The following is a 26,245-nucleotide window of genomic DNA, read 5'->3' on the forward strand; positions in this document are numbered from 1 at the left end:
CTTCCACCACCACCACGGCGCGGTCTGAGCATACCTGAAACTCAGCGAAAACGGGAGCCGGAAATCCGCTGGACTTCCGCTCCCGCGAGCAGATTGAGTTGGGAGGCGCTCACGAGCCGCCGAACTTCCAAACCGGGATTCCGAGCTTGCGAGCCTTGTCCGCAAGATTGCCCTGGATGCCGGTTCCCGGAAATACCATGGCGCCGATGGGCAGGACTTCGAGCATCTGATCATTGCGCTTGAACGGTGCGGCCTTGGCGTGTTTCGTCCAATCGGGCTTAAAAGCGACCTGTGGCACTTTTCGATGGTCGGCCCAGCGGGCAGCAATGCGCTCGGCGCCCTTCGGCGACCCGCCATGCAGTAGCACCATGTCGGGATGCTTGGCGTGGGCCTGATCGAGCTTGGCCCAGATGAGCCGGTGATCGTTGAAGTCGAGACCGCCAGTGAGGGCGATCTTCGGACCTGCCGGTAGCATCACTTCGGTTTCTGCTCGACGCTTGGCGGCGAGAAAATCGCGGCTGTCGATCATGGCCGAGGTCATGGTGCGGTGGTTGACCATCGACCCGCTGCGCGGTCGCCAGGATGAACCGGCATGGCGCTCGAAGTGCTCGGCGGCCTGATCGCGCATCAATTCGAAAGCGTCACGGCGTTCGATCAGCGTCTGGCCCTCAGCGGTAAGCCGCTCCAGCTCGACGGATTTCACCTCGGAGCCGTCCTGTTCCCGCTGGCACCGCCGCTGAGCCTGTTCGTTGTCGTCGAGTTCGCGTTCGATCCGGTCGGTAGCTCGGTGGAAGAGATTGACGGTGGACCAGAGTAGATCGTCGAGGTCGGGCTCGAGGCGGGTGTCCTGCAAGGCGACAATCAGCGCATCGAAGATGTCGGCGATGGCGCCCGCGACGGCGTTCCCCTCGGGTAGCGGCCTCGGGTCGAGTTCGTCCTGGAAGGGGCGGAAGCCGTAAAGCTGAAGCTCGGTGAGAAGGTGGTCGGTAGGAGATGAAGCGTGATGCGGCTCGAAGTCGTCGCGATCGCTCGTCATGGGATGCTCCTTCGTCGGTCTGACCGCGACCCTCGCGGCCTTCTGGCGACGAATGCCGTCGGGCGAGCCGGACCTGCACCCGGAGCGAAGCGTAGGGCCGAAGCGTCAGCGGAGGATGGCGAAGCCCGGTTGTTTTGCTTCGCGATGCAAAGGCCCGAAGGGCCGGCGGAAAAGAACCGGGGCGCAGCCATTGCTGGGCCGGACCGTTTGACGGCCGATCGCCCTCTTGAAGGCCGGGTCGCGGTCTCTCCGACGAGATGGGAAGCAGCCAGGGTGATCGCGCTGACAGCGCCGCCGCTCTTGTCGCATCCCTCCGAAACTACACCGCCTCTGTCGCGATGAAGCGTGCGACATCTTCCGGGGCGAGCTGGACGCGGACGTTGGCCCAGAGCGCGCCAATGCCGATCAGCCTGAGATCCTCGTTGAAGTCTCCGAGCGTCGGCGACAGGACAATCGCCTCGATCCCGACAGCGTTTGCACGTGCGACCAAGCTATCGCGCGCGCCATCGCCGGCCGGATCGTCGTCACGCACAATGTAGAGTCGGCGGAGCGTCGGCGGGAACAGGATGGCTGCGAGATGCGCGGCCGATAGAGCGGCGACCATCGGCATGCGGGGCGACGCCATCCGCAGCGACAGAATGGTTTCGATGCCTTCGCCGGCCGCCATTACGTCATGCGCCACGCCGAACCGGACTGCGTGGCCGAGGAGGTCGCCCATCGCCCGCCGCGGCGTGTCGATCGGCGCCTTGCCGCTGCCGTCGGGTGCAAGCCAGGTACGATGCGCGCCGGTGATCCGGCCGCCAAGATCGGTGACGGATGCGATCATCGCCGGCCAGTTCTCGGTCGGACTGTGCTCGTCCGGCCTGTAATAGCATCGGGGATGGAAGCGCAGCGATCCGGTCCCGTGCAAAGCCGTGATGCCGCGTTGGCGCAAGTACGTTTCCACGACCGTGCCCGGTATCGGTTGCGACATGGCGAAGAGCCGGCGTGCCGCCTTCGGCGATCCGGTCGGAGCTGGCGCCTGCCGCGGACTTGATTGCCGCTCAGGCTCGGGATGCGGAAGGCTGAGGAAGGTTCGCGCCTCTTCGGCGACGTCCTTGAAATCCATCAGGCCGCGTGCCTCGCGGATGATGTCGAGCAAATCGCCATGCTCGCCCGTGGCGGCGTCGGTCCATTTGCCCGCGGCACCCTTGCCGGATTCGGCGCCCTTCAGGCGGACGAACATGGACCGCCCCGGGCTGTTGCGGGCATCGCCGACCAGCCAGTAGCGTCCTTCACGGCGGCCGTTGGAAAGATAATGACGGCAGACCGCCTCAGCCTGTATGGCCATTCGGCGCGCCAGATCGGATGCAGTGTCCGGCATCGTGTCCTCCGAGACGAAAAAGGGCCCGCCATCGCTGGCGGGCCCCTGGCAGTGCGGTTGGCTCATTCGTTATTCGGCCGCGGTCGCGTGAACTTCGAGCGCGACCGAGTCATCCTCGGCCACTTCCTCATCTTCCACCACGGCCGTTTCGCCGCCGTCCGCCGTCGTTTCTACGCTCGCTGCATCGGCGTCTGCTTCCGCGGCGTCGATGGCGTCGGTCTCAACGGAGTTCGGCACATCGCGGCCGGGCGTGCGCAGCGGCTCCGGAAGCCATCCGGACTCCGCCAACAGCGTTTCGGCCTGCTCCGCCATCTCGGCCTTCTTGAGGTGCTCGATGCGGTCACCCGCCCGCGCACCTTTCACCTCCCGCACGGCTGCGAGGATGCGGGCCTTGGTCACCCGACCGAAATAGGTGTCGATCGTCGGCGTCCAACCGGCTGCGACCATGTCGAGATCGACGGCCTGGGCGATCCGGTCGGCGTGGGCCAGCGCGCGAGGCTTGCGATTGTACGCCTCATAGATCGCGTTGACCGACAGCGAGACGCAATGAGCGAACAGCGCCTGACGGCTGTCGCCGTCGAATGTCATGAGCCCGTCCCAAAGATCGGCCGGCTCCTTGGGCAGAGCAGCGAGCCAAGCCTGATGCCGGGCGTCGAAAGCGACAGCGAGCGTGCTGTCCGCGAGGCCCGGCGCCTGAGCGCTGAAACCGGCGCTCTTCAAGTCGAGCTCAAGACAGGTGTCTTGCGCATAGCGGTAGAACACCTTGAGGCACAGGGCGTGAAGCGCGGCGACGAAGGCGATGTCAGGATTCTCGCCCAGCGCGTGGCGAAGCGCGAGGGTTCGATGGGACGTGAGCTCGGTCATCAGCCGGTCGGGGATCGGCTTGATACCATCGTCTTCCTCAGGCTCATCCGCAGGAGGCTCGGTGCCTGCGGCCACGCTCGTACCGTCATGCTCGGTTCGCGCCGCGATCGCCGGCTCGTCGGCCGGATCGGTTTCGGCGCCGTTCTCCGCGGCGATCGGAAGTTCGTCCTCGGGGCGGACATAGCCGCGCTCGACACGCAGGGCGCCCGAACCGTCGATGCTGACGAAGGCGCCAGCGCGCGAGACCTCCTCGGGATCGAAGGCCTGGGGGCGATCATCGAAGGCGGCAAGCGCCGTCTCGATCTCGCCGAGCCGCTGATCGACCTCGTCGGGCAGTTCCCCGGCTTCGGCGTAGGTCTCCTCCAGACCGTCCATCTCGGCTTGCAGTGCACCGCGCGTCGCCTGCTCATCGGCGGCGAGCGGAATCTGCTCGCCGCGCAATTGCCGCAGGCCATAAGTGTGGCCGTAGGCAAAGTCGGGCGCGACATCGATCCACTTCCAGCCTTCGGCGCGGATCGCCTCGGACTGCTCCCGCAGCTTCTCGGCCACCAGCATGTCGAGGAGACCGACATCCTGCAGCCAGCCACCATCGTCGCCCTGGAACAGATCGCGCAGAATCACACCGCCCGCCTCGGTGTAGGCGTCGAGGCCTATAAATTGCGCGCGCTTGTCAGACGCCCGCACGGCGCCCTCGGTGAGCATCCGGCGGATGACATGCGGCTCCTTGGAGTAGGACTGACTCAGGCGCTGGAACACCTGCTCCTGGCGCTCATGATCGCCGTTGACGGTGAACGCCATGAGCTGGTCCAGCGTCATGCCGTCGTCGGCATAGACGTCGAGCAGCTTGGGCGAGACGGACGCGAGGCGCAGACGCTGCTTGACGACCGACACGGCGACGAAGAAGGCCGCGGCGATGTCCTCCTCCGACTGACCCTTCTCACGCAGCGCCAGAAAGGCCCGGAACTGATCGAGCGGATGCAGCGGCGCACGCTGGACGTTCTCGGCGAGACTGTCTTCCTCGGGAATGCCGTCCTCGCGCACGACGCAGGGCACGGGCGCGGTCTTGGCCAAGCGCTTCTGCTTGACCAGAAGTTCGAGCGCGCGGAAGCGGCGACCGCCGGCCGGAACCTCGAACATGCCGGTCTCGACGCCTTCGGCATCGCGAACCGGCCGCACGGTGATGCTCTGCAGGAGCGTGCGCCGGGCGATGTCCTCGGCCAGCTCGTCGATCGAGACGCCGGCCTTGATCCGGCGGACATTGGACTGGCTCAGCACCAGCTTGTTGAACGGGACGTCCCGCGATGAGGACAGGACGATCTTCTGAACTCGGGTCATGGTCATTCTCCATGACGGGCGGCCGTGAGACTCTCTCTCGACCTCAGCCCGTCACGAAGCGAGCGCAGCCCTCTTCCTCTAGGAGGCTGGGGCTGCGCGGAATCGTAAAGGCGTGGAGCCGGGGACCCGGCTCCACGCCTCGCAGTATTACCGGACGCTGGAAAGGAGTTTCGCGGCTTTGCCCTCCAGCTCCAGCCGCGCATCTTGATGCGGCTTGGCGCGGGCGAGCGCCGTGATCCCCTGGACGAAATCGAAGATCGACTCCGGCGGCCGCCCTTCTTCCTCCAGCACGGTGGCGATGATCTTCTCGGTCTCGGGACGCGAGAAACCGCGCCTGCGCAGGAAGGTCTCGCGATCCTCGCCCTTACGGGCAACGATCTGCTCGCGGGCGGCCCTGATCCCCGCTAGAAACGGCGCGGGCGACGACGTGGCGAAGCGTTCCAGCGCCGGCGCCGCCTGATGTGCGAACCGGTGGCTGGCGAACTTGCTGTGGCGGATCGAGATCTCCTCGAAGCCCTCGGTGCCCCAGATGTTGCGATTCATGCAAACGGCGCGGAGGTAGAAGGACGCCATGCCTAGCGTCTTGGAGCCCACCTCGCTGTTCCAACAATAGAAGCCGCGGAAGTAGAGGTCAGGATCGCCATTGGGGAGGTGGCCGGCCTCGATCGGATGGGCATCGTCGACCAGGAAGAGGAAGACATCGCGATCGGACGCATAGAGCGTGGTGGTGTCCTTGGTCACTTCGACGAACGGGTTGTGCGTCATGGTCGACCAGTCGAGCAGGCCCGGCACCTTCCAGCGTGTATCGCCCGTGCCCTCGCCGGCGATCTTCATGACCGCAGCGACCAGCTCATGGTCCCAGATGCGGCCATAGTCGGGGCCGGTGACGGCGCGGAGTTCCATCCGCCCGTCGTCGGCCTCGAGCGTCTTCACCAGTTCGGCCCGGTGCGAGAGCAGTCCGTGCTGCATGTTGATTCCGGCAAGCGGCGCGGGGAGTTGCCGCATATAGCCGGCGGGCGCACCGACCAGGCTGCACATCTGGCCGAATGACCAGTGCGTCGGAGTGATGGGCTCCGCGCGTCCGGGCACGATGAGCGCCAGGCGTTCGGCGTTGTCGCGACTGGCCTCGATACGAAGGGTCCGGGTCTCGACAGTGCGTGCGGTGGCGCGGTCGGCGCGTGTTCGAACGGCGGCGTAGAGGGCGCTGAGCGACAGATAGCGCTCGTCGTCCGGCCGGGAGAACCATTCGGACGACACGCGTCCGATCCGTTCGCCGCGCGAGATGTCGACTTTATAGCCGGCTGAAACCGGCGGTGGACCGAAGCCGTCTCGCTCGGCGATGGTGCTTGTCTGGGTCATGGCGGATTCTCCATGACGGGCCGGCCGGGAGCCTCTCTCTCGACCCTCAAACCCGTCACGGCGACAGCCGCAGCCCTCTCACTCTCGGGGCGTTGCGGGGTGTTTCCGCAGAAGGGGTAGGCCGAGACCGTAGGCTCGGCCGCAGGGGAAGGCCTTCCCCTCAGACTTCCGTTTCTCGGGGCCACCTATGTGGAGCCCATGGCGTTCGAGCCACTTAGGGCCGCTCCGTTCCGGAAAATGCGTTGGAGGGGGCATTTGATACCCCGTGCGGCGCGTTTTTAGCGACCAAAAGGACGGTTCCGGCTTTTGTTCCCAAGAAGACTCTGTTGACAAATATGCGTCATAATGGCTATTTACTACCCACTTTGACGCAGAATCACAGACCCACTATGCAGCCTCGCCAGCACAAAACGGCCAGTTTCCTGTCGGCTCATCCGGTGTTCACCCGGGCTGAGTTCGCGGCGGCCTTCGGCCACCCGGCGGGCGGGGCCAATGTTACGAGCCTGCTCCGGCATCATCTGCGGGCCGGCAACATCAAGCGCGTCAGTCGCGAGGTGTTTGCCGCGGTGCCGGCCCACCTGGCGGCCGAGCGGATGGTGATCGACCGCTTCGCCGCGGCGAGCAAGCTGCGCTCCGATGGCGTCCTGGGGTTTCATTCCGCGCTTGAGCTGCATGGCATAGCCTACTCCGAGTTCAACGAGGTTCAGCTCATCAGCGCCGGACGGACCGAACGCGTGGACCTGCCATTTGGCGCCTGCCGCTTCGTCACGCCGCCGAAGGCATTGGCGGCGGCTGGCCAAGCCGACTACCTGACCGTGACCATGGACCGGCAAGGGGTGGCGGTCCGTGTCACCGCGGTCGAACGCACGGTCGTCGACATCTTGCACCGGCCGGAACTCGCCGGCGGCGCCGAGGAAGTCCTGAAGTCGCTGGACCTGGTGCGCTATCTCGATCCAGCGAAGGTCGCCGACTATGTCGAGCTGTTGGACAATCGGTCGCTCGCCTCCGTTTCCGGCTGGTGGCTCGAGAAGCGGCGCGCCGCGCTCGGCGTCACCGACGACGTCCTGGCGCGCCTGCGGGCACGGCTTCCAAGATCGAAACACTATGCGCTGGGCGCTGAACCTGGTCATGCCGTGTTCGTCGAGTCGTGGCGCGTGCTTCTCCCGAGGCAGGCTATCGATCCCGCTTTTGAGGGCGTCTGATGGTAGCGTCGCGAGAAACACTTCAGGACATAGCGGCCGAGCGGCAGCTCCAGCCCGCGACGCTGGAGCGTGTGATCCGGCTGATCGACATTCTCGATGCCTTCGGTGCCGACAAACTGATCGGGCCGCGCGTCGCCTTGAAGGGCGGCACGGCGCTCAACGTCTTTCATTCCGATCTGGACCGCCTCTCGGTCGATATCGACGTCAACTATGTTGGCGCGGTCGCGAAGGAGAAGATGGACGCCGACCGGCCGGGACTGGAGGACCAGATCGAGCGGCTGATGGAATCGAAGGGTTATGCCGCGCGGCGTGAGCCGTCCGAGCACGCCGGCGGCAAATGGATTTATCGCTACGCCTCCGCGCTGGGCGGCGCGGGGACCATTGAGATCGATATCAACTATCTCTATCGCGGCCCCCTTTTCGGCGTGGATCGCATGTCCTCGGTGGCAGTCGGATCATACCAGGCCACGAATGTGCCGGTTCTCGATATCCACGAGATCATCGCTGGCAAGATGGTCGCGCTGATCACGCGGCGCACCGCACGCGACTTGTTCGACGCGCATCGGATCATCGCCATGCCGTCTCTCGACTGGGCGAAGATCAAGGCGGCCACCTTGATGATCGGTGCGAGCGCCAAGAGCTTCGACTGGCGCACAGCCTCGCCCGAAGCGATCGGATGCGAGGTCGGCGACATTACCGGCAAGCTGACCATGTGCCTGCACGATCGATATTTCGATGTCTTTGGCGGTCCGGCGACCTGGATCGAGAACGTCACGGCAGAATGCCGGGACAAGCTCGCGCCGCTGTTTCAGTTTACGGCGGGGGAGAGGGCATTTCTGGACGGCGTGCTCGATCGGGGTGAGATCGATGCGTCTTCTCTGGAGGCGCCGGAGAACGTGCGCGCCTCGATAGAAGCAAGTCCGGCCCTGCGGTGGAAAGCACAGAACGTCAAAGCTTGGAAATCGGGCGACAAGTCGCTGGCGCCACGTACGAGACGAGCGAAGCGGTCACGTGGGGAAACCAGGTGAATACTGAAGCGGATACCTGTCGAAAGTTCGTTGTTCCCCGCCTGCAGACGGCAGGTTGGGAAGGCGCGCCCCACGCCATCAACGAGCAACGGACCTTCACCGATGGTCGAGTGATCTTCATTGGTGGTAAGGCGAAGCGCGGCCGGCAAAAGCGTGCCGACTACATCCTGCGCTACCGCGCCGACTACCCGATCGCTGTCGTCGAAGCAAAGGCCGCGTACAAATCCGCCGCCGATGGCTTGCAGCAGGCCAAGGATTACGCCGAAATTCTTGGCCTGAAATTCGCGTACGCCACCAATGGCGCGGAGATTCTCGAATTCGACTTTCTCACCGGCCTGGAAACCCTACGACACGATTTTCCCACGCCTGCCGAGCTGTGGGGTCGGCAACGGGCCGGTCTCGGTCTGACCGATGACGCAGCCGCCGAGCGCCTGCTCGCGCCGGGGTTCCCCGATCCCGCCAAGCCGCTGCGCTACTATCAGGAGATCGCCGTCAACCGGGCGCTTCAGGTGGTTCTGACGGGCCAGCGGCGGGCGCTCCTCACCCTCTGCACGGGCGCCGGCAAGACTGCGGTGGCATTCCAGATCGCCTGGCGGCTGTGGACCGCCGGATGGAACAAGCGCGGCGACTTCCGCAAACCCAAAATCCTATTCCTCGCCGATCGTAACATTCTCGTCGACGACCCGATGGCCAAGACCTTTGCGCCATTCGGTGACGCGCGGTTCAAGATTGAGAATGGCGAAATCAGCCACGGCCGCGACATCTATTTCGCGATCTACCAGGCTATCGCCAGCGACGAACGACGGCCGGGTTTGTATCGGGAATATGCGCCAGACTTTTTCGACCTGATCATAATCGATGAGTGCCACCGCGGCAGCGCGCGCGACGACAGTAACTGGCGAGACATTCTGAACTATTTCGAGCCGGCCTATCAGCTCGGCATGACGGCGACGCCACTGAGGGAAGACAACCGGGACACCTACAACTATTTCGGCGCGCCGCTCTACACCTACTCTCTAGCGCAAGGTATCGCGGACGGATTCCTGGCGCCCTATCGCGTGCACCGCATCGTCACGGACTATGACGCGGCGGGGTGGCGACCGACCAAGGGCGAACTCGATCGCTTCGGGCGCGAGATCCCCGACGATGAATATCACACCAAGGATTTCGAACGGGTCGTGGCCCTGCGAGCTCGCACCGAGGCGATCGCGCGCCACCTCACGCATTTCCTTGCGCAGACCGATCGCTTCGCGAAGACAATCGTCTTCTGCGTGGACCAGGAACATGCGAGCGAGATGCGTCGGGCGCTCGCCAATCTCAACGCCGATCTCGTCGCCGGCGACCCGGACTATGCCTGCCGCGTGACGGCCGACGAGGGCGACATCGGAAAGGGCAAACTCAGCCGTTTCCAGGACGTCGAGACGAAGGTCCCGGTGATTCTGACGACGTCTCAGCTTCTCACCACAGGTGTCGACGCGCCGACCTGCAAGAACGTCGTGCTGGCGCGCGTGGTCGGATCGATGACGGAGTTCAAGCAGATCATCGGCCGCGGGACCCGGCTGCGCGAAGACTACGGCAAATTGTTCTTCAACATCCTCGACTACACCGGCACCGCGACCGAAAAATTCGCCGATCCGGACTTCGACGGCGAGCCGACAACGGAGACGATCACAGAGATCGATGCCGACGGTGAGATCATCACCGCCCTGGAAGAAGAAAATCCTGTGCCCGAGGCCCCGGACGACGTCGGGGCGGAACTCGAAGGCGCTCTTCCCGCCGACGAGGTGTCCGGGGAACCGCGCAAACTGTACGTCGATGGCGGCACGGTCGAAGTGGTTGCGCATCTGGTCTACGAACTCGATACGGACGGCAAACGGCTGACCTGCAAGAAACTGACGGACTGGACCGGCGAGAAGGTCCGAACGCTCTATCCGACTGCCGCAAGTTTCCGCGCCGACTGGATGCTCGCCGACAAACGCCACGCGATCGTCGAGGCGCTCGCTGAACGGGGTATCGATCTGGAGACCTTAGCTGAAGAATCCGGCCGCCCCGGGGACGATCCGTTCGATCTGCTTTGCTACCTCGCATGGAATGCGCCGCTCCGTACGCGACGTGAGCGTGCGGAACGTCTCAAGCAAGATCGCACCGATTTTTTCGAACGGTATGGCGCCGATGCGCGGATCGTATTGGAGGCGCTGCTCGAGAAGTACGCCGAGCACGGCGCCGCGCAGTTCGTCCTGCCGGGCATTTTGAAGGTGCCGCCGCTGGCCGGGTTCGGCAATCCGAGCGAAATCGCCCGCCGCTTCGGTGGTCCGGATAAGCTTCGCGACGCCGTCAACGAAATGTCCGGCCTGTTGTACGCCGCTTAAGGAAGACCCACGAATGTCCCGTGAGAAGAAGATCAATACGCCGAAAACAACGGCGCAGCGGCTCGACAGCCTCATCAAGTCCGCGCGCAATAAGATGCGCAAGGACCGCGAGCTGAAGACGGACCTCACACGGCTGCCCACCCTTACCTGGCTGATGTTCCTGAAATTCGTCGACGACATGGAACGCGTCCACGAGGATGAGGCGGTGCTCGCTGACGAACCGTACCAGCATCTGATCGATGCGCCTTATCGCTGGCGAGACTGGGCGGCCGATCCGGCGGGCATCACCGGGCCGGACCTGCTTTCGTTCATCAACGGCGAGCAGTCCGTTCGTGCGGACGGCACCCAGGGTCCGGGCCTGTTCGCTTTTCTACGAGGTCTGCGCGGCAATGGCGCTGGCCGCCAGCGGCGCGACGTGGTCTCCGCGGTGTTTCGTGACCTCCGGAATTACGCGACCAGCGGCTATGTGCTGCGGGACGTCATCAACCTGATCAACGGCATCCACTTCGACAGCACCGAGGACATTCAGACCCTCGGCCGGATGTACGAGACGTTGTTACGCGAGATGCGCGACGCCGCTGGTCAGAACGGAGAGTTCTATACGCCGCGTCCCGTCGTGCGTCTCATGGTCGAGGTGATGGATCCCAAACTTGGCGAAGTCGTGCTCGACCCCTCTTGCGGCACTGGCGGGTTTCTGGCTGCTGCCTTCGACCATATGAAGCCGCAAGCCAGCACGGTCGAGAGACGCGAAATCCTTCAGCGCAAGACTTTGCGTGGCGGCGAAGATTCCTCACTTCCGTTCCTGCTTGCGCAGATGAACCTGCTGCTGCACGGGATCGAGGCGCCCGACATCGAATTCGGCAACGCACTGCGATTCAAACTGACGGAGATTGGCGAGCGGGACCGGGTCGAAGTCATCCTGACCAATCCGCCGTTCGGCGGTGAGGAAGAAGCCGGCATCCTCGCGAATTTTCCGGATGATCGCCGGACCGCCGAAACTGCGCTGCTATTTCTGCAGCTCATCATGCGGCGGCTCAAACGCGGTGGACTCGGACGTGCCGGCGTCGTCGTGCCGAATGGAATCCTTTTCGGCGACGGCATTGCTGCGCGGATCAAAGCCGACCTTCTCGAACAGTTCAATGTTCACACCGTCGTCCGGCTGCCCGAGGGCACCTTTGCGCCATACACAGACATTCCGACCAATATCATCTTTTTCGACACGTCCGGTCCGACGAGCGACATCTGGTACTGGGAGCAACCGCTACCGGAAGGCCGACGGAAATACTCCAAGACGCAGCCGCTGCAGTATGAGGAGTTCGCCGATTGCCGAGCTTGGTGGTCTGACCGCAAGGAAGGATCGCAGGCATGGAAGGTATTTGGCCCCGATTTGATCAAGCGCGATGAACAGGGGCGCGTCGTCACGGTCGATCTCGATCTGAGAAATCCCCACGCGAAGGCTGCGATTGATCACCGCTTGCCGGCGGAAATTGTCGATAGCGCCATTGCCAAAGAGCAGCAGGTGCTGACCGTCTTGGACGAGATCAAGGCGCTTGTGGCGGAGCGCGCGTAGTTCATGCCGAGCTTTCCGCTTATCCCATTGGGTGAACTCCTTACCTACGCACCGGACCCTCACGGGGTGGAGCCCGACGGCGAATATCCAATCGCCGGCATCTATGGATTCGGTCGCGGGATGATTCAGCGTGCGGCGGTCGCTGGACGGGAGATTGCCGCCACGCAGTTGTTTCGAATCCGGGCTGGCCAGTTCGTATATAGCCGCCTGAAATCTTTTGAAGGCGCCTATGCGATCGTTTCGCCAGAGGTTGACGGGTATTTCGTTTCGAACGAATTCCCGACGTTCGATCTGCATTGTGAACAACTCGAGCCCGGGTTCCTTGGCTGGTACTTCAAGCAGGATCGCGTCTGGCGCCAGCTGGCCTCAGACGGGAAGGGAATCGGCGCCCGCCGAGAGAGGCTGCATCCCAGGCGTCTTCTCGATCATGCAATCCCCCTTCCTCCGATCGAGCAGCAACGTCGGATCATTGCGAAGCTCGACGGCGCGGCGTTGCAACTGAAGACGATGCGGCGGGCCGCCGACGCCGCGCGCGCGGAGCTCAATGCAGCCATGGAGGCAGCTTTTCGGAGGGTGATCGCTGGCGTTCCCCGCATCGCGATCGGGGACGTCGCGCCCATACTCCGTCGACCTGTCGAGCTTGAATCGAATGGTGTTTACGCAGAACTTGGCGTTCGATCCTTCGGCAAAGGACTGTTCAAAAAGCCGGACCTAATCGGCGGCGAATTAACATGGCAAAAACTCTTCCGAATTCACTGCGGAGATATTGTCTTCAGCAATATCAAGGCGTGGGAGGGGGCTTTCGCCGTTGCGAAACCGGAGCACCACGGCAAGGTTGGTTCTCACCGTTACCTCACTTGCGTGGTTGATACTAAAAGGGCGACCCCAAACTACCTGTGGTACTTCCTCCAGAGCGAGCAAGGACTCGCCCAAGTTCAAGCCGCGTCGCCGGGCAGTGCAGATCGAAACAGGACACTCAATCAGAAGAAGCTGGCGGCTATCCGAGTCCCATTGCCATCATTGGACGCGCAGCTCTGGTTCGACGGGCTTCAACAAAAGGCCGGCGCTGTTCAGTCCGGTCAGGTTGAGGTTGCGGCTGAACTTGATCATTTGATTCCAGCGCTGATGCAGCAGGCATTCCGTTGAGCGCGCCGACGCTCGCGTTCGTGAAGCCGGGGAAAGACTGTCCCCAAAATAGTAGAGCCGCTTTTGCGAGAACCGGGATCGGCGTGCCGTTCGAGCAGCCGCATCAGGACGCTGTTCGCGTGGGTGAAATTCTCGCGCTGGTCGTGAAGCCCGTAAGCACATTTGGCGCCGTGGAAGAGGTTGTTGCGCAAGCGCCAGACGATCATCAGCAGCGCGAGCATTCGGTCGCGAGGATCGTCGTTGGCGCCCTCGATCACGGCCTGGACGAGGTCGGGGTGATCCGATGGCCGAAGCGCAAGAAACGGAAAATGGTGGGTCAGCGCGCTATCGGCGAAATAGCGGTTCCGGAAATAGCCGAGTTCGGCGTCGTAGAGTTCAGCCTCGAGCATTCCCGCCTGCGACCAAGCGTCCACCTTTTGGCGGATACGATCGGCGCGGGCGAAATTGCCCATGACTTGGGCTTCAAAGAGGCTCCACAGGAAGGCGAAGTCGAAGATGGCGCGGCGGTCCGCATCGGGAAGATCCCTGAGGCCAGGCGCGCGCCCCTCGAGCCACTGCTCGCTCACGCCGCGCTCCGCTGTCTCATCGTCCAGACCGCCATGGCGCAATAGTCCGGTTCTTCGCGGCGGGGATCGAGCTCCGAGAAGCCGGTCAGCGTGTCGCAGCGGATGCAGTAGTACATTTGCGATGTGTCCTGGAAATGCATGCCGCAGAGGCATCCACAAAAGGGGCAGCATTCGTCAATCTCAAGATCGGCCCATTCCCACACGCCGAGATATTCTGGAACAGCATCGCGATCATAGCCGGTGATCTGAAAGGCGTTGGCGTTCTTGGCTACAAATCCATCGCGGCCGGCGCGCATGAGAATGGGCAGGACGTCCGCCGGCTCGATGGCGAACCACTCTCCGCGGACATGAGTCGCGCCAAAATGCTGGTGCAGGTGTCGCTCAAGCTGGAAGGCGTGGGCCGTCTCGATCCACCCGAGCAGCCGCAGTTCGAGAGGGTTGTCGGTCTGGAGGTCGCGCTTGCGCGCTTCGATATTCTTCGCAACCCCGATCTTGACCGGGGTACATCCATTTTCGTCTTCGCCAAGGAAATAGACCGGCACGGCGCGCTCCCTGCGGGGTTACCGGAGCCGGTCGAGCAGGATCTCGACCATCTCCTGATTTGAGTTCGCGACGATGTCGAGCGGCCGGTTCTCCTGCCGCATGAGCGCGATCAACAGGCAGGCCGTGAACGGCCAAAAGGACGAGCCGGCCGGCAGGCTGTAGCCGCTGATCATCGCCGTCAGCCGTTCGACGATCGGCGGATATTGCCGACTGCCCCAATGCGCGTGGGTCGGCGTCATCGCATGTATAATCACGGCGGCGAGCGCTATTCCCATCGCACGCTTTTGCTGGACCTGCGCGTAGCTATGTCCGTGCGCCGTCGCGTAGGCGGCGAGGCCAGTCGTCATGAACTCGCGGGCCCAGGTGTCGCAGGCGATTTCCTCTTCGGGCAATGTCGAAGGCGCGCTGTTGTCGGCGTAGAACATGACGTGCCGGAATTCGTGCAGAAGGGCGAAGGCAAGGGCGAGTGCGACGAGATCGAAGACGGCCTTGTGCTGATCGTCTCTCAGGCCGTCGCGGTCGGCGGTCGGCTCGGGATCGTCCGCCGGCCAGGAAATGTCCGCCGTCTGCTCGGCGGCAATGAGCGATTGGGCGCTGGCGACGCGCTGCTTGTAGTCGAATTCGTATTGCCCCCGTTCGGCGTCTACGCTCAGCGCTTGGTCGAGCGGGATCCCGGTCACCGTCGCGAGCACCAGGGCGGGCGAATAGACCTCGATCGCGCGCCAGGCGCTGAAGCCGAGCAGCCAGAAGACGTCGATCGTCTTGGTGTCGAACCTGATGCGGCTGGCATCCGCATTCATTGTGACGCCCTTGGTGCTGGGGGCGACTTCGACGGCGTGGCCGTATCGGCTCCAGAGACCGCTGATCTCGTCGGCGCGTTCGGGGACAGCGCCGCGCAGGAGGTGAAGGACGATCGTGCGGTCGGCTGGGTCGGTCGTCATACGTGTTCGGTCTCCTGCGGGTTCTCGGGCTCGCCGGACAGGTGCAGATGGGTGATCGAGGCCAGAACCGAGTTCGCCCAGATGGTGCTGCACTCGATATCGCCCTCGCGCTCGAACCAATGGGTAGCGCCCGGGATGAGATCGAAGGGAATGGGGTGGGCGGCCTGCGGATTATGGAAGACCTCCAGCTCCTGGCACCAGGCTTCACCCCACGGCCAGAGGGATTGGTATTCTTCGCTACCGACCGCCAGCTCGAAGTCGATTGGTTCGAGCGCGCCCGGTGTTCGGTCAAACAGGATGCCGCGCCGGATCATCTCGAGACCGGGCGGCCGCCAGCCGGCGAGGAAGCCCATGCGGTTGAACTTGGCCAATGTGCCGGCATTGCTGAAGATGACTGCGGACAGGTGCGCGAAGTCCGGGTCGCGGAACAGGCCCGCCGGAATGCCATGTTTGCCGGTGAGGTTGGCAATCGACGTGCCGATCGCGCGGCGATGCGCGCCTTCGCCTTCGACATCGGCGCGCAGGCCATACAGATAAGAGGGGAGTGCCTCACGGCTCCACACCATCGAGCCGGACGCGTGGAAGTCCGCGATGGCGATGGCGAAGGATCGGCCCCTGACGTGGTCCATCGCGTGATAGTTACGCTGGAGCTTGCCGCGCAACGTCTTAGCGAAGCGCTCGGCAGGCGCGCCGGTCAGCCGCTCGTTTCGATCCTGCGGCGCGTGCACCCAGTCGCCGATCCCGCCCGCCCGCGGGGTTTCGGAATTGGCGGTGACGGCCTCGATCCAGCAGTCGGCGCCGCCCTTCTCGATCCGGAAGTCGGGCGAGACATGGTCCTGCCGGACGATCAGGCCCTGCTCGCGGAAGCAAGCGAGCAGATAGAGCTCGAAAAGCCGCGAGGCGAAGTTGTTGGTCTGCAGGTCGCTGACGAAATTGGCGTCCGGATTGGGAAGCGCGAGATAGCATTCGCCGACCGCCATGAGTGCGGGCAGATGGCTCACGGTGCTGGCAAGAAGCTCGAACTCGGGCGAGATGCCGCGCTCGCCTGGCTGCATCAGGGGTGGACGGCGCCGCGTGCCAGGCGAAAGCGGTTCGGGCGGATCACCGCCGCGCATGCTGATGCTGAGATGGTCGAGCGCTGTTTCAGGGGTAGAGAACGGGCCGCCTTCGTCGACGCGCACCCAGAGATGATCGACTCGCCGGCGCATGGCCAAGGTGGTGAACGCTCCGCGCTCGGGATCGAGGAGGATGCAGCCGCAGGCGCTGCCGCGGCCGACCCGGTAGGCGCTGAAGATGTGCGACTGGTCGAAGTTCGGCCCGCGCTCGAGCGACAGCGCGTAGAGCTCGAACTGCCGTTCGCTGATCGGCGCAATCAGGTGTGGGTCATCGGCGGCCATCGTCACCCTCGCGGCGTGGAGGGCGCATGATCGGCGGGTCTGACCCGTGCTGTACACGCAGCAGCGCCGTCATTGCGCCTCTGATACGGTCGCGGGCGCGAGGATGTCGTTGCTCTCCCATGCATCGCCGTGCGCGGTGGTGACGAACTCGCGATCCCAAATGCCCCAATTCGTCGGCAGGGAAACCTGCGCGAGCGGGTTATGGACATAGGTGATCGGCCGGACTTGGCGTGACAGGTTGCCGAGCCCGACGCGCGACCAGATCACCCCTGAGATGTCGGCGAAGCGCTCGTCGAGAAACGCCGTGCGCGGGATGGGATTGCGTGCGCGCTCGATCAGGGGAGCCGGGTGGAATCCTTCCTCGACGACGTCCCCGGTCGCGCGGTCGATGGTGATATAGGCATCGCCGATCGGGAAGAGGGTGGTCATGATCAGTGGCAGGGGCCGCTCGGCGACATAGACCCCGAACCGGCTTGCGCTGATGGCGATGATCCGCGTGTCTTCGGGCGCGATCACGCCCAGCTGGATATAGCGGGCGATCTTTTGCGCCTTGGTCCAGAAAGCGCTCGACGTCCGCAACTGGGCCTGGCGGATGGGCGCGGCGACGAGACCGCCACCCTCGTTGAGGGGCACGGGCCGCACGATCTGGTCGGGACCCGGCGCGCCTTCGTCGGGTGTGATGGCTTCGATCCAGATGCGCCGGTCATCTTCGAGGACGCAAAGGTCAGGCTGGCCGCCCTGGCGCTGGCGATCGACGACCGGCAACAGCGTGCGACCCGCCTCGAGCAAGGTGCAGCCGAGATACATCTCCCAGAAACGGCCATCGACGTCGCGGGCGAAGCCCTGCGGAAAATCAGGGTCGGCATAGGGCTCATAGATTGACCACATCGCTTCGATCCGATCGTGAAGCTGCCGCTCGAAGGGCGATTCCGCAGCCTTCAGGTTCTCGAACCCGCGATCGAGATTGTTGCCATCGACGTCGAAAAGGCGGGCCATCGTCCGGCTCCTTTCAGGCGGTGCGCAGCATCCGTTCGATCCGGACGCGGTGATAGCCGTGTGCATGCACCTGCTGCCGGAGTTGCCGGATGTCGCGGACGCCGAAGGCCACGGCCGCCTTCAGCGGGCTGGCGAAGGTCGCGTAATAGGTCCAGCGCACGTCAGCGGGCAACGGCGCGTTCTGCCGGCGGTCGGTTATCGCGACATCGCGCGGATCGCTGCTGTTGCGGAAGGCGTGGAACGTGATCCAGTCCGGCCGCCGATAGCGCGTGGCCTTGCTGAAGGGCACCGACTGCACCTTCACGTCGCTCTGGTCCAGTACCCAGTCCCGCTGCTCCAGGATCTGGCGCACCATGTGGCCGACCATCTGCTTGACGCGGTCGGCCAGCACGTCCTCACGGAATTCCGCCAGGAGCTGCTCCTCGATGCCCTCGACCGCGGGCTTGCCCAGCTCCGAGGCGGTCTCCAGGCGGGCGACGCTTTCGGGCCGGGTGAGAAAGGCCCAGATGCGCTGACCGAGATCGGACGCATAGAGCGATGCGAATTTTTCGGGGCTGTAGGTCAGCATGAGTGGGCCTCCTTTACCGGGCAAATATGCCCGGTTATAACTGCCTGTCAATGCTGCTGGCGAATGCGCGCTCCGACGCTGGAATCGGGGAGGGGGGATTTGGACTTCGAAGATCTCGTCACTGCGAGCGGATTGCTAGCCATGCTCGCTCGGCATGGACGCGCCCATGCTGCGCCGAAAACCGCCCAAGGATAGGGCTGCTGGTCCGGCTTGTGGACCCGCTCGACGAGTGTGGAGGGTTGACTCTCGGATCAATTAGGAGAAAATAGGTCCTAGAAATATTTGGAGGCCATGATGGCGAATCCGCAGACCTCAGTAGCGTCGACCGTGCGTTCCAGTCCCGTTCACCACCTTCATCCCGTCGACGACGTCTGTCCGGTTTGCGAGCAGGCCATCCCACACGATCGCGCCGACGAGGTCGCTGAGCGGCTGCAGGCGCGTGAGCAGGCGCAGTCCGCCACTATCACCGCGCGGCTGCAGGAGAAGTTCGACACCGAGAAGACCGAGGCGCTCGAGCGTGCACGGTTAGAAGCTGACCAAAAGATCACCGAGGCCAGAGAACAGGCCCGCCTGGCTGCTGAGCTCCAGTCGAAGGCGCTGGTGGACGCGGCGGAAGCGGCGCGTGTCGCAGCCCAGGACGCGCTTCAGGCCAAGACCGTCGAGGCCGCGACCGAGAAGGCCGACGCTGACGCGGCGAAGGTCGCGCTTCAGGGCCAACTCGAACAGGTCCAGCGTGAATCCGCCGCCGCGATCGAGAAGGTGAAGGCGGACGCGGCGGCGCAGGAAGACGCGATCCGCTCAGAGGCGGCGCGCGTCGCCACGGAAGCGGCTGCGAGTCGGCTGGCGGAAGTGGAGGCTCAGAAAGTGATCGCCGAAAATGCCGGCGAGACACTGAAGGCCGAACTGGCGCAGGCCAGACTGACCAGCGAACAAGCCCTGGCGGACGCCCAGGCAAAAGCGGCCGCACGCGAAGTGGAAGTCCGTGCTGAAGTCAGTGCGGCCGCTGAGGCCGCGGCCCAGCTGCAGATTGGCGCCGCCGAACAGGCCAAAGCTGACGCCGAAGCCAGGGCGGCCGCTGCGGAGACGACGGCGAAAAGCCTCCAAGAATCCCATGAAGCCCAACTCAATGAGCGGCTGCAAGAACAGCGTGAGGCCCTCGAGGCCGACAAGGTAGCGGCCGTCAACGCCGAGAAGTCCGCCACGTTTGAAGACCGCCAGAAGTTGGCCAACAAGGTGGAAGAACTGCAGCGCGCCCTTGAGAAGAAAACCGCCGAAGAGCTCGGCGAAGGCGCCGAAATCAATCTGTTTGAAGCGCTGAAGGCTGAGTTCGATGGTGATCGCATCGTGCGCGTAACCAAGGGCCAGCAAGGCGCAGACATCCTGCACACCGTTATTCACAACGGACAGGAGTGCGGCACGATCATCTACGATTCGAAGAACCACAACGCGTGGCGGAATGATTTCGTGACCAAACTGCGGTCGGACCAGTTAAGTGCGCAGGCCGACCATGCGGTCTTGTCGTCCAGCAAGTTCCCGGCCGGCGCCCGGCAGCTGCATATCCAGGACGGCGTCGTGATCGCGTGCCCGGCGCGGGTTGTCGCCCTCATCCAGCTCGTTCGCGCCCATCTCGTTCAATCTCACACCCTGCGCATGAGCAACGCCGAACGGACTCAGAAAACCGCGGCCCTGTACAGCTTTATCACTTCCCAGCAGTGCGCCGACTCATTCGCGCGGTTGGACGAACTGGCGGAGTCGCTGCTGGATATTCAGACGAAGGAGGTTAAAGCCCACGAAAACGTCTGGAAGCAGCAGGGCCTTGCCATCCGCGCGGCCATGAAAGTGCAGGCTGAACTGCGCAATCAGATCGACTCCATCATCGGTACGGCGTCCGCGCCGGAGAGCCCTCAATGACGAACCCGAAGGTCATTCCTGACCGCAACAATGTCATCAATCTTCAGGAGCGTCGGCTCGATCGTACCGTCCTGCGCACATACCGGACCAGGGCCGATATCGACGACATCGTGCCGAACGAAAAGCAGCCCCGCATGGGTCCGAAGATCGATGAAGAGCTGCAACGGCAGATCGAAGCGAATGGCGGCCTCTTCGAACCCCTACTTGTCGAGCCCCACCCTGACTTACCGGGAAAGTTTCGGATCATCGACGGCGACCGCCGGTGGACCAATTCGCAGGTTCTGGTGGAACAGGGGAAGGAAGATTATCGGCAGATTCCAATCGAGGTTACCGACCGAACCTTGAGCGAGGAGGACCGGCTTCGGGTCTGGATTTATATCCATCGCCAGCGGAAGGAATGGGACGCCAAGGAAAAGGAAATGGTGGCCTATCGCCTGGTCGACATGATGGGCCGGTCGAGCGCTGCCAACATCCTCGGCATCACAGTGCGTGAGCTCGACAAGCTGGTCGATGTGTTCGAGCTCTCAGAAAAATTCACCAGTCTTCGTGATCCCAGTGCCGCAATCACCTGGTCACGTGAGTTGATGGGGGTGAGCAAGAAACTACTGACGCCGACTGTTATCGAGGCGGTGGTCAAGAAGGTCAACCAGAAGCGCATTACCAATTCGAAAGACCTTCGGAAGCTCCGCACAATCTTGCCCGATCCAGTCGCGCGTTCGCAATTTCTGAGCGATGCGGGAGATTTGGAGTCGGCAATGCTGCGCCTTGGGCCCGCGCCGAAGCCAGTCAAGGGCGGCCTATCCGGCGATCTCGAAGCTGCGGTAGACGCGATGAAAAAGGTCCCTTTCTCGACCCTGCAGGAACTCAAAGGGGATGCGGATATCTTGAAGAAGATCGACGAAGCGGAGGCGTTGTTGCAATCGCTCCGCGGCGCGCTTTCGTAGTTTGGAGATTGTCGGCGCGACCTCAAGAAGCTGGGCCGCGGAAGTTTTCAGAACAGGTAGCATTGCGAGCACATACCTATCGGAAAGTCCTGCGTTACGGCAGCGTCGGTTGTGAAGAAATATTGGTCGTCGCGAGATTGCGAGAGCGTCGGCTGGGGGGAACTGAAGGTGATGCTGACCGACAACGAAACGAAGGTCGATCTTCTTATGGGAACGATCGGGCGAGGCTGGGGAGGGTGCTGGCATGAAGCTGGAGGCTGATGCGCACCGTGCGGACGAGGCGGTGGTGACGCCGCTGCGAAAACGGCGTCTCACCGGAGAGCTCTATGCGCGCGACCCGAAGATAGAAGCGCTCATCGCCGAACTGGTGGTCCTGCCGCGTGACGCGTTGATCGCCAGGGCCGCGATCACGAAGCGCGCCGACCCAGGCTATATCCCCAGCGAATGTCTCGTCTATTTCCTCCGCGCGAGCCGCCATGACAATAGTGAGGCGGGGTTCGAGCGCGTCTATCGGATACTGACCAAACGGGTGCTGCGCAGTCTGCCCAGGGCGGAAAGCTTCGACGGCGAGACGGAGTCGCTGACGCGCGGGATCATACGCGACAAGGTGTTCGGCCGGTTCGTTGAGCTGCTTTCGGCGGATCGCGCCGCCTATGTCGACAAGGTCGACTATTTCGAGGTGCGGTTCGACGGCGCGCTGGCGAGCCTGCGTCGCGACGCGCAGGAGCAGGCCTGGCGCGACGAGAACCGTTCCCAGCCCCTCGAATTTGACGAGGAGAGCGGCGAGCTGTCGCCGGAGGTCGAGGTGGCCGCGGGGGTCTACGACCCGTTCGCCGCGTCGGATTTCGACGATCCGGCTTACCGGTTGCGCCTGGATGCGGCGATTGAGGCTCTACCGACAGAACAAAGCAGGATCATTCACATGCTGAGGCAAGGCTTTCCCATCGACTCCAAGGAGCCGGACGTCATGACCATCGCAAAAGCCCTGGGCCGCTCCGAAAAGACTGTTCGAACCTATCGCGACAAGGCCTTCGCCGCGCTACGGACGGCCATGGCCGACGGAGATGAGCGGTGAGTCCCGCTGGCGCACGTCCCTCCCGCGAATCTGTGCTCGACGCGTTTGCGGTCGAGAGCGAGCCTGGTCGGTCGACCTTGGAGCGCTATCTCCGGCTCTACCCGGAATATGCCGGGGAGCTGATCGACCTCTCGCGCGAACTCAGTCGCGAAGCCTGTGACGATGCCGCACCACTTCCCGGTGCCGACCAGGCCTTGATCGACACGGCATGGTCGCAACACGCCGCGGCTTCTCCGGCGGCGGCCGCCGACCCTTTTGCGGCGCTGACGGTCGATGACTGGCGCGCGGTGGCCCGAGGTCTGGATGTGCCTCGACAGGTCGTGACCGCATTACGCGAACGGCGGGTATCCCTCGTGAGCATCCCGCGGCGGTTTCTCCAGCGATTCGCCGAGGCGGCGAGAAGCTCCGTGGCGCAGTTGGAAGCGTTTTGGGGGCCGGGTCAGCTGGCTGAGGCGCGCAGCTACAAGGCCGACAGTAAGCCGACGGCCGGCGAGCAGGTCAGCTTCGAGCAAGTGCTGATCGACGCTGGCGTCCCGGCCGAGAAGCGCGCCCAACTGTTGGCGGAGACCGACTGAGATGGACGGCGTGGAGCTCGCCAGGCAAGTCGCCGCCGAGCTTCATGCTCGCCTCGTCGCCTCCGGCGCCGATCCATGGTCGCCCTATGACTTTGCCGTCGCCGAGGCCAAGCGGCGGGGTCTCGATGTCGAATCAACGGCCGTCGGCGCGGCCGTCCTCAACGGCGGCCGCGCGACCTTCGTCGCCGCCGACGATCTGATCCTTCACGAGAGCGCGGGCTCTGCGTTCGAGCAGGCCTTCCTCGTGGCGCACGAGATCGGTCATGTCGAGCTCGGCGACGATCTCGATGGCGAGCCGGCGCCGACGATCGATCCGGCGCGCGCGGCCGAGCCGTCGCCGGTCGGCATGGATCGGGTTGTCGATTATGGACGCCGGCAGCGCCGCGAGGTTCAGATGGACCTGTTTGCGCGCGAGCTGCTGTTTCCGCGCACTATCGCGCGAGCGCTCCATCTCGACCAAGGGCTCTCCGCCTCGGCGATCGCAGCGAAGCTCGGCGCGCCGTTCGAGGTCGTCGCGCAGCAACTGTTCGACGCTTTGCTCCTGCCAGCGGTGCCGCCTGTCGCGGCCGCGATGCATGTCGAGCGGCCACTCAATCCCCTGCAGGCCGAGGCCGCAGCGCATCGCGGCGAAGCCTATCTGCTCGAGGCGGGCCCCGGCACCGGCAAGACGCAGACGCTGATCGCGCGTGTCGAGGGCCTTCTGGAGGAAGGTGTCGATCCGCGGCGCATCTTGCTGCTCACCTTCTCGAACAAGGCGGCGGGCGAGATGGCGGAGCGCATTGCGCGCAAGCGGCCCGAGGCTGCGGCCGCGATGTGGATCGGCACGTTCCACGCCTTCGGTCTGGACATCATCCGTCGTTTCCATGCCGAACTCGGGCTGCCGAAAGACCCGCGGATGATGGATCGGACCGAGGCGGTCGAGCTCCTCGAGGAGGAGTTCCCGCGGCTGAGGCTCGCGCATTACCGCAATCTCTACGATCCGACCCAGATCATCGCCGACATGCTGGCCGCCGTGTCGCGGGCAAAGGACGAGGTGGTCGACGCCGAAACCTATGCCGCGCTCGCCGACGCCATGCTTGCCAAAGCTCGCGACCCTGATGGACGCGAGGCCGCCGAACGCGCCGGCGAGGTGGCCCGTGTCTACGCCGCCTATGAACAGCTCAAGCGCAACGCGCATTGCGTCGACTTCGGGGACCTTGTCGCCCTGCCGGTCAAGCTGCTCGAGACCGACGCGGCCATCCGCGCAACGCTGCAGGCGCAATATGACCACGTCCTGGTCGATGAGTATCAGGACGTGAACCGCAGCAGCGTGCGCTTGCTGAGCGCGCTGCGGCCAGACGGTCGCAATCTTTGGATGGTCGGCGACGCCAAGCAGTCGATCTATCGGTTTCGGGGTGCGTCGTCCTTCAACATGACCCGGTTTGGGAAGGAGGACTTTCCCGGCGGCAAGCGCGGCCGCTTGAAGCGCAACTATCGCTCAGTACCGGAGATCGTCGCCAGCTTCTCCGGCTTCGCGATCACGATGCGCGCGGCCGACGCCGACAGCGGTCTCGACGCGGAGCGCGACGGCAATGGTCAGAAGCCCGAACTGCGCACCGTGCAGCGCGCCGAGCAGCAGCAAGTGGCCCTGGCCGACGCGATCGAGGCGCTTCGCGGCGAGGGCTATGCCTATCGTGACCAGGCGGTCCTCTGCACCGGTAATGAGAAGCTGTCGACGATCGGGCAGGACCTCGAGCGGCTTGGTGTGCCCGTGCTGTTTCTGGGCAGCCTGTTCGAGCGGGCCGAGGTCAAGGATCTCCTGGCCTTGCTCTCCGTCCTTGTCGATCGGCGCGCCATGGGCCTGGTGCGCATCGCCTGCTGGCCCGACTTCACCATGTCCTTTGCGGACGTGGCGGCGATCTTCGAGCATCTGCGGGCGGCCGACCACGCCCCGGGCAGCTGGCTCCAGCAGGTGGATGCGATCCCCGGCGTCAGCGATGCCGGCCGCGAGGCGCTCGCCAAGCTCGCGGCCGCGCTCAGCGGTTTCGACCAAACGGCTGCGCCCTGGACCGTGCTCGCGACGCTGCTGCTCGATCGCACCCGCATCGCCGCGCGCCTTGGCGGGTCGGCGGACCTAGCCGATCGCACGCGCGGCATCGCGATTTGGCAGTTCCTCAACTTCCTGCGGGTCCAGCCGGCCGGCCGCGGACTGCGGATCACGCGCGTGCTCGATCGGGTGCGCAGGCTTGTCCGTCTCGGCGACGATCGCGACCTGCGCCAGTTGCCGGCGGCCGCCCAGCATCTCGACGCCGTGCGGCTGATGACGATCCACGGCGCAAAGGGCCTGGAGTTCGGCGGCGTCCATATTCCGGGGCTCAACAGCGACACCATCCCGCGCACGCCGCCGGCGCCGCCCTGTCCGGCGCCCGACGGCATGATCGCGGGCGCCCAGGGCAGCGCGCTGGAGGCGTTCCGCGCGGACCAGGCCGAGGAGCAGGAGTGCCTATTCTACGTGGCGCAGTCGCGCGCCCGCGACCGCCTGGTCCTTTATGCGCCGACCGAGAAGAGCAACGGCCACAATCGACCGCTATCGCCATTCCTCGACCGTCTCGGGACCAACTTGACGCGCCGTTCGGTCGTGCCGGCGCGGCCGCTTCCCATGGCGGCGGAAGCTCAGGGCATCGAGTTGATCGTCGATGGACGGCTGCAGTTCGGGGCCGCGCAAATAGCCCTTTATGAGTCCTGCCCGCGCCGCTTCTTCTACACGCATGTCTTGCAGGTCGGCGGGCGGCGGACCGCCACCGCCTTCATGCACCTTCACGAGGCGGTGCGCGTGGTGGTCGAGGGGGTGATCACGTCGGATAGCCCTATAACCGAGCGGGACCTGGAGGATCGCACCGACGCGGCGCTTGCCGGTCAGGGCCTCGGCGACCATGGCTATCGCGCAGAATTCCGCGACCTGGCGCTGGCGATGCTGCGCTTCCTCCTGGCCAATCGCGCCGACGCGGTCGCCGAGGCGCCGGTCGCGCTCAGCCTCAATTTCGGCGGCGAAGAGATCATCGTTCGGCCGGACGAGGTGCTGGTGCGGCCGGACGGGGTCCGGACCGTCCGCCGTATCCGCACGGGCCATAGGCGGTCGGCCGAGAGCAAGGATGTCGGCGCGGCGGCGCTAATGCTGGCGGTCCAGCAGGCCTTTCCCGGCGCCGTCGCGGAGCTCGTTCATCTTTCCGATGGCGAGACGCATGCGCTGGCCTTGTCGGATCGGGAGTTGAAGGGGCGCAAGGACAAGCTCGCCAAGTTTCTCGGCGACATCCGCGCTGGGCGGTTTCCGGCAGAGGTGTCGTCGCGCACCTGCCCGAATTGCCCGGCCTTCTTCATCTGCGGGCAGACCCCCGACGGCCCTCTGCGAAAAAAGTTCGCCTGACCTTACCGGTCGGCGGATCTCGCCCCGATTGGACCCTTAGAGCCGCTGCATCGC

General features: G+C 64.2%; 20 protein-coding genes. 10 read left to right on the forward strand and 10 right to left on the reverse strand.

Annotated features, from left to right (window positions below):
• Positions 1–109 precede the first annotated feature (109 nt).
• From RUR49_RS02805 to RUR49_RS02820, 4 genes are all read right to left on the reverse strand, one after another.
• On the reverse strand, positions 110–1,036 hold the full coding sequence (locus tag RUR49_RS02805) for a DUF2493 domain-containing protein (protein ID WP_024924714.1): 927 nt from the start codon (positions 1,034–1,036) through the stop codon (positions 110–112).
• Positions 1,037–1,355: 319 nt separating this feature from the next.
• Positions 1,356–2,399 carry a toprim domain-containing protein gene (locus RUR49_RS02810; RefSeq protein WP_024924715.1) on the reverse strand — a complete coding sequence of 348 codons (1,044 nt, stop codon included), beginning with the start codon at positions 2,397–2,399 and terminating at the stop codon, positions 1,356–1,358.
• Between the two features lie 69 nt (positions 2,400–2,468).
• Positions 2,469–4,598: a ParB/RepB/Spo0J family partition protein gene (locus RUR49_RS02815; protein WP_024924716.1), complete on the reverse strand. Its 2,130-nt coding sequence runs from the start codon at positions 4,596–4,598 to the stop codon at positions 2,469–2,471.
• A 147-nt stretch (positions 4,599–4,745) separates the two neighbouring features.
• Positions 4,746–5,957 (reverse strand): hypothetical protein, encoded by a 1,212-nt coding sequence (locus tag RUR49_RS02820; protein WP_024924717.1) that lies wholly within the window; start codon positions 5,955–5,957, stop codon positions 4,746–4,748.
• Between the two features lie 389 nt (positions 5,958–6,346).
• On the opposite strand from RUR49_RS02820, the gene RUR49_RS02825 reads away from it, so the two are divergent.
• The 5 genes from RUR49_RS02825 to RUR49_RS02845 are packed head-to-tail and all read left to right on the forward strand — an operon-like array spanning position 6,347 to position 13,272.
• Positions 6,347–7,159, forward strand: coding sequence for a type IV toxin-antitoxin system AbiEi family antitoxin (locus tag RUR49_RS02825; RefSeq protein WP_024924718.1), 813 nt, complete (start codon positions 6,347–6,349; stop codon positions 7,157–7,159).
• Entirely contained in the window at positions 7,159–8,187 is a 1,029-nt protein-coding gene (locus RUR49_RS02830; protein ID WP_024924719.1) for a nucleotidyl transferase AbiEii/AbiGii toxin family protein, read from the forward strand. The genes RUR49_RS02825 and RUR49_RS02830 overlap by 1 nt, the downstream gene beginning before the upstream one ends.
• The gene (gene hsdR, locus RUR49_RS02835) at positions 8,184–10,556 is read left to right on the forward strand and encodes an EcoAI/FtnUII family type I restriction enzme subunit R (protein ID WP_024924720.1); all 2,373 of its coding nucleotides are present in this window, start codon (positions 8,184–8,186) and stop codon (positions 10,554–10,556) included. The genes RUR49_RS02830 and hsdR overlap by 4 nt, the downstream gene beginning before the upstream one ends.
• Before the next feature lie 13 nt (positions 10,557–10,569).
• Positions 10,570–12,126, forward strand: a complete 1,557-nt coding sequence (locus RUR49_RS02840) for a class I SAM-dependent DNA methyltransferase (protein ID WP_024924721.1) — start codon at positions 10,570–10,572, stop codon at positions 12,124–12,126.
• A 3-nt stretch (positions 12,127–12,129) separates the two neighbouring features.
• A complete protein-coding gene (locus RUR49_RS02845) occupies positions 12,130–13,272 on the forward strand; it encodes a restriction endonuclease subunit S (protein WP_024924722.1) in 1,143 nt (380 codons plus the stop codon).
• Here the strand turns inward: RUR49_RS02845 and RUR49_RS02850 are convergent.
• The 6 genes from RUR49_RS02850 to RUR49_RS02875 form a co-directional block, all read right to left on the reverse strand.
• Positions 13,233–13,838 carry a hypothetical protein gene (locus RUR49_RS02850; RefSeq protein WP_204367414.1) on the reverse strand — a complete coding sequence of 202 codons (606 nt, stop codon included), beginning with the start codon at positions 13,836–13,838 and terminating at the stop codon, positions 13,233–13,235. The genes RUR49_RS02845 and RUR49_RS02850 overlap by 40 nt on opposite strands.
• A complete protein-coding gene (locus tag RUR49_RS02855; RefSeq protein ID WP_024924724.1) occupies positions 13,835–14,380 on the reverse strand; it encodes a GIY-YIG nuclease family protein in 546 nt (181 codons plus the stop codon). Before RUR49_RS02855 ends, RUR49_RS02850 begins: the two co-directional genes overlap by 4 nt.
• An 18-nt stretch (positions 14,381–14,398) precedes the next feature.
• The gene (locus tag RUR49_RS02860) at positions 14,399–15,322 is read right to left on the reverse strand and encodes a phage exclusion protein Lit family protein (RefSeq protein ID WP_024924725.1); all 924 of its coding nucleotides are present in this window, start codon (positions 15,320–15,322) and stop codon (positions 14,399–14,401) included.
• The gene (locus RUR49_RS02865) at positions 15,319–16,719 is read right to left on the reverse strand and encodes a hypothetical protein (protein WP_024924726.1); all 1,401 of its coding nucleotides are present in this window, start codon (positions 16,717–16,719) and stop codon (positions 15,319–15,321) included. Before RUR49_RS02865 ends, RUR49_RS02860 begins: the two co-directional genes overlap by 4 nt.
• 69 nt (positions 16,720–16,788) lie before the next feature.
• Positions 16,789–17,715, reverse strand: a complete 927-nt coding sequence (locus RUR49_RS02870) for a hypothetical protein (protein ID WP_024924727.1) — start codon at positions 17,713–17,715, stop codon at positions 16,789–16,791.
• Between the two features lie 13 nt (positions 17,716–17,728).
• Entirely contained in the window at positions 17,729–18,283 is a 555-nt protein-coding gene (locus tag RUR49_RS02875) for a hypothetical protein (RefSeq protein WP_024924728.1), read from the reverse strand.
• A gap of 294 nt (positions 18,284–18,577) precedes the next feature.
• On the opposite strand from RUR49_RS02875, the gene RUR49_RS02880 reads away from it, so the two are divergent.
• The 5 genes from RUR49_RS02880 to RUR49_RS02900 all read left to right on the forward strand — a co-directional run bounded on the left by RUR49_RS02880 (position 18,578) and on the right by RUR49_RS02900 (position 26,191).
• On the forward strand, positions 18,578–20,194 hold the full coding sequence (locus tag RUR49_RS02880; RefSeq protein WP_152545617.1) for a DUF2130 domain-containing protein: 1,617 nt from the start codon (positions 18,578–18,580) through the stop codon (positions 20,192–20,194).
• Positions 20,191–21,138: a ParB N-terminal domain-containing protein gene (locus tag RUR49_RS02885; protein WP_024924730.1), complete on the forward strand. Its 948-nt coding sequence runs from the start codon at positions 20,191–20,193 to the stop codon at positions 21,136–21,138. Before RUR49_RS02880 ends, RUR49_RS02885 begins: the two co-directional genes overlap by 4 nt.
• Positions 21,139–21,382: 244 nt before the next feature.
• Positions 21,383–22,213: a response regulator transcription factor gene (locus tag RUR49_RS02890; protein WP_024924731.1), complete on the forward strand. Its 831-nt coding sequence runs from the start codon at positions 21,383–21,385 to the stop codon at positions 22,211–22,213.
• Positions 22,210–22,788: a hypothetical protein gene (locus RUR49_RS02895; RefSeq protein ID WP_024924732.1), complete on the forward strand. Its 579-nt coding sequence runs from the start codon at positions 22,210–22,212 to the stop codon at positions 22,786–22,788. Before RUR49_RS02890 ends, RUR49_RS02895 begins: the two co-directional genes overlap by 4 nt.
• Position 22,789: 1 nt before the next feature.
• Positions 22,790–26,191 carry a UvrD-helicase domain-containing protein gene (locus RUR49_RS02900; RefSeq protein ID WP_024924733.1) on the forward strand — a complete coding sequence of 1,134 codons (3,402 nt, stop codon included), beginning with the start codon at positions 22,790–22,792 and terminating at the stop codon, positions 26,189–26,191.
• Positions 26,192–26,245: the final 54 nt, after the last annotated feature.

Source organism: Pseudoxanthobacter sp. M-2 (assembly GCF_046156265.1).
Lineage (GTDB): Bacteria > Pseudomonadota > Alphaproteobacteria > Rhizobiales > Segnochrobactraceae > CAMDHY01.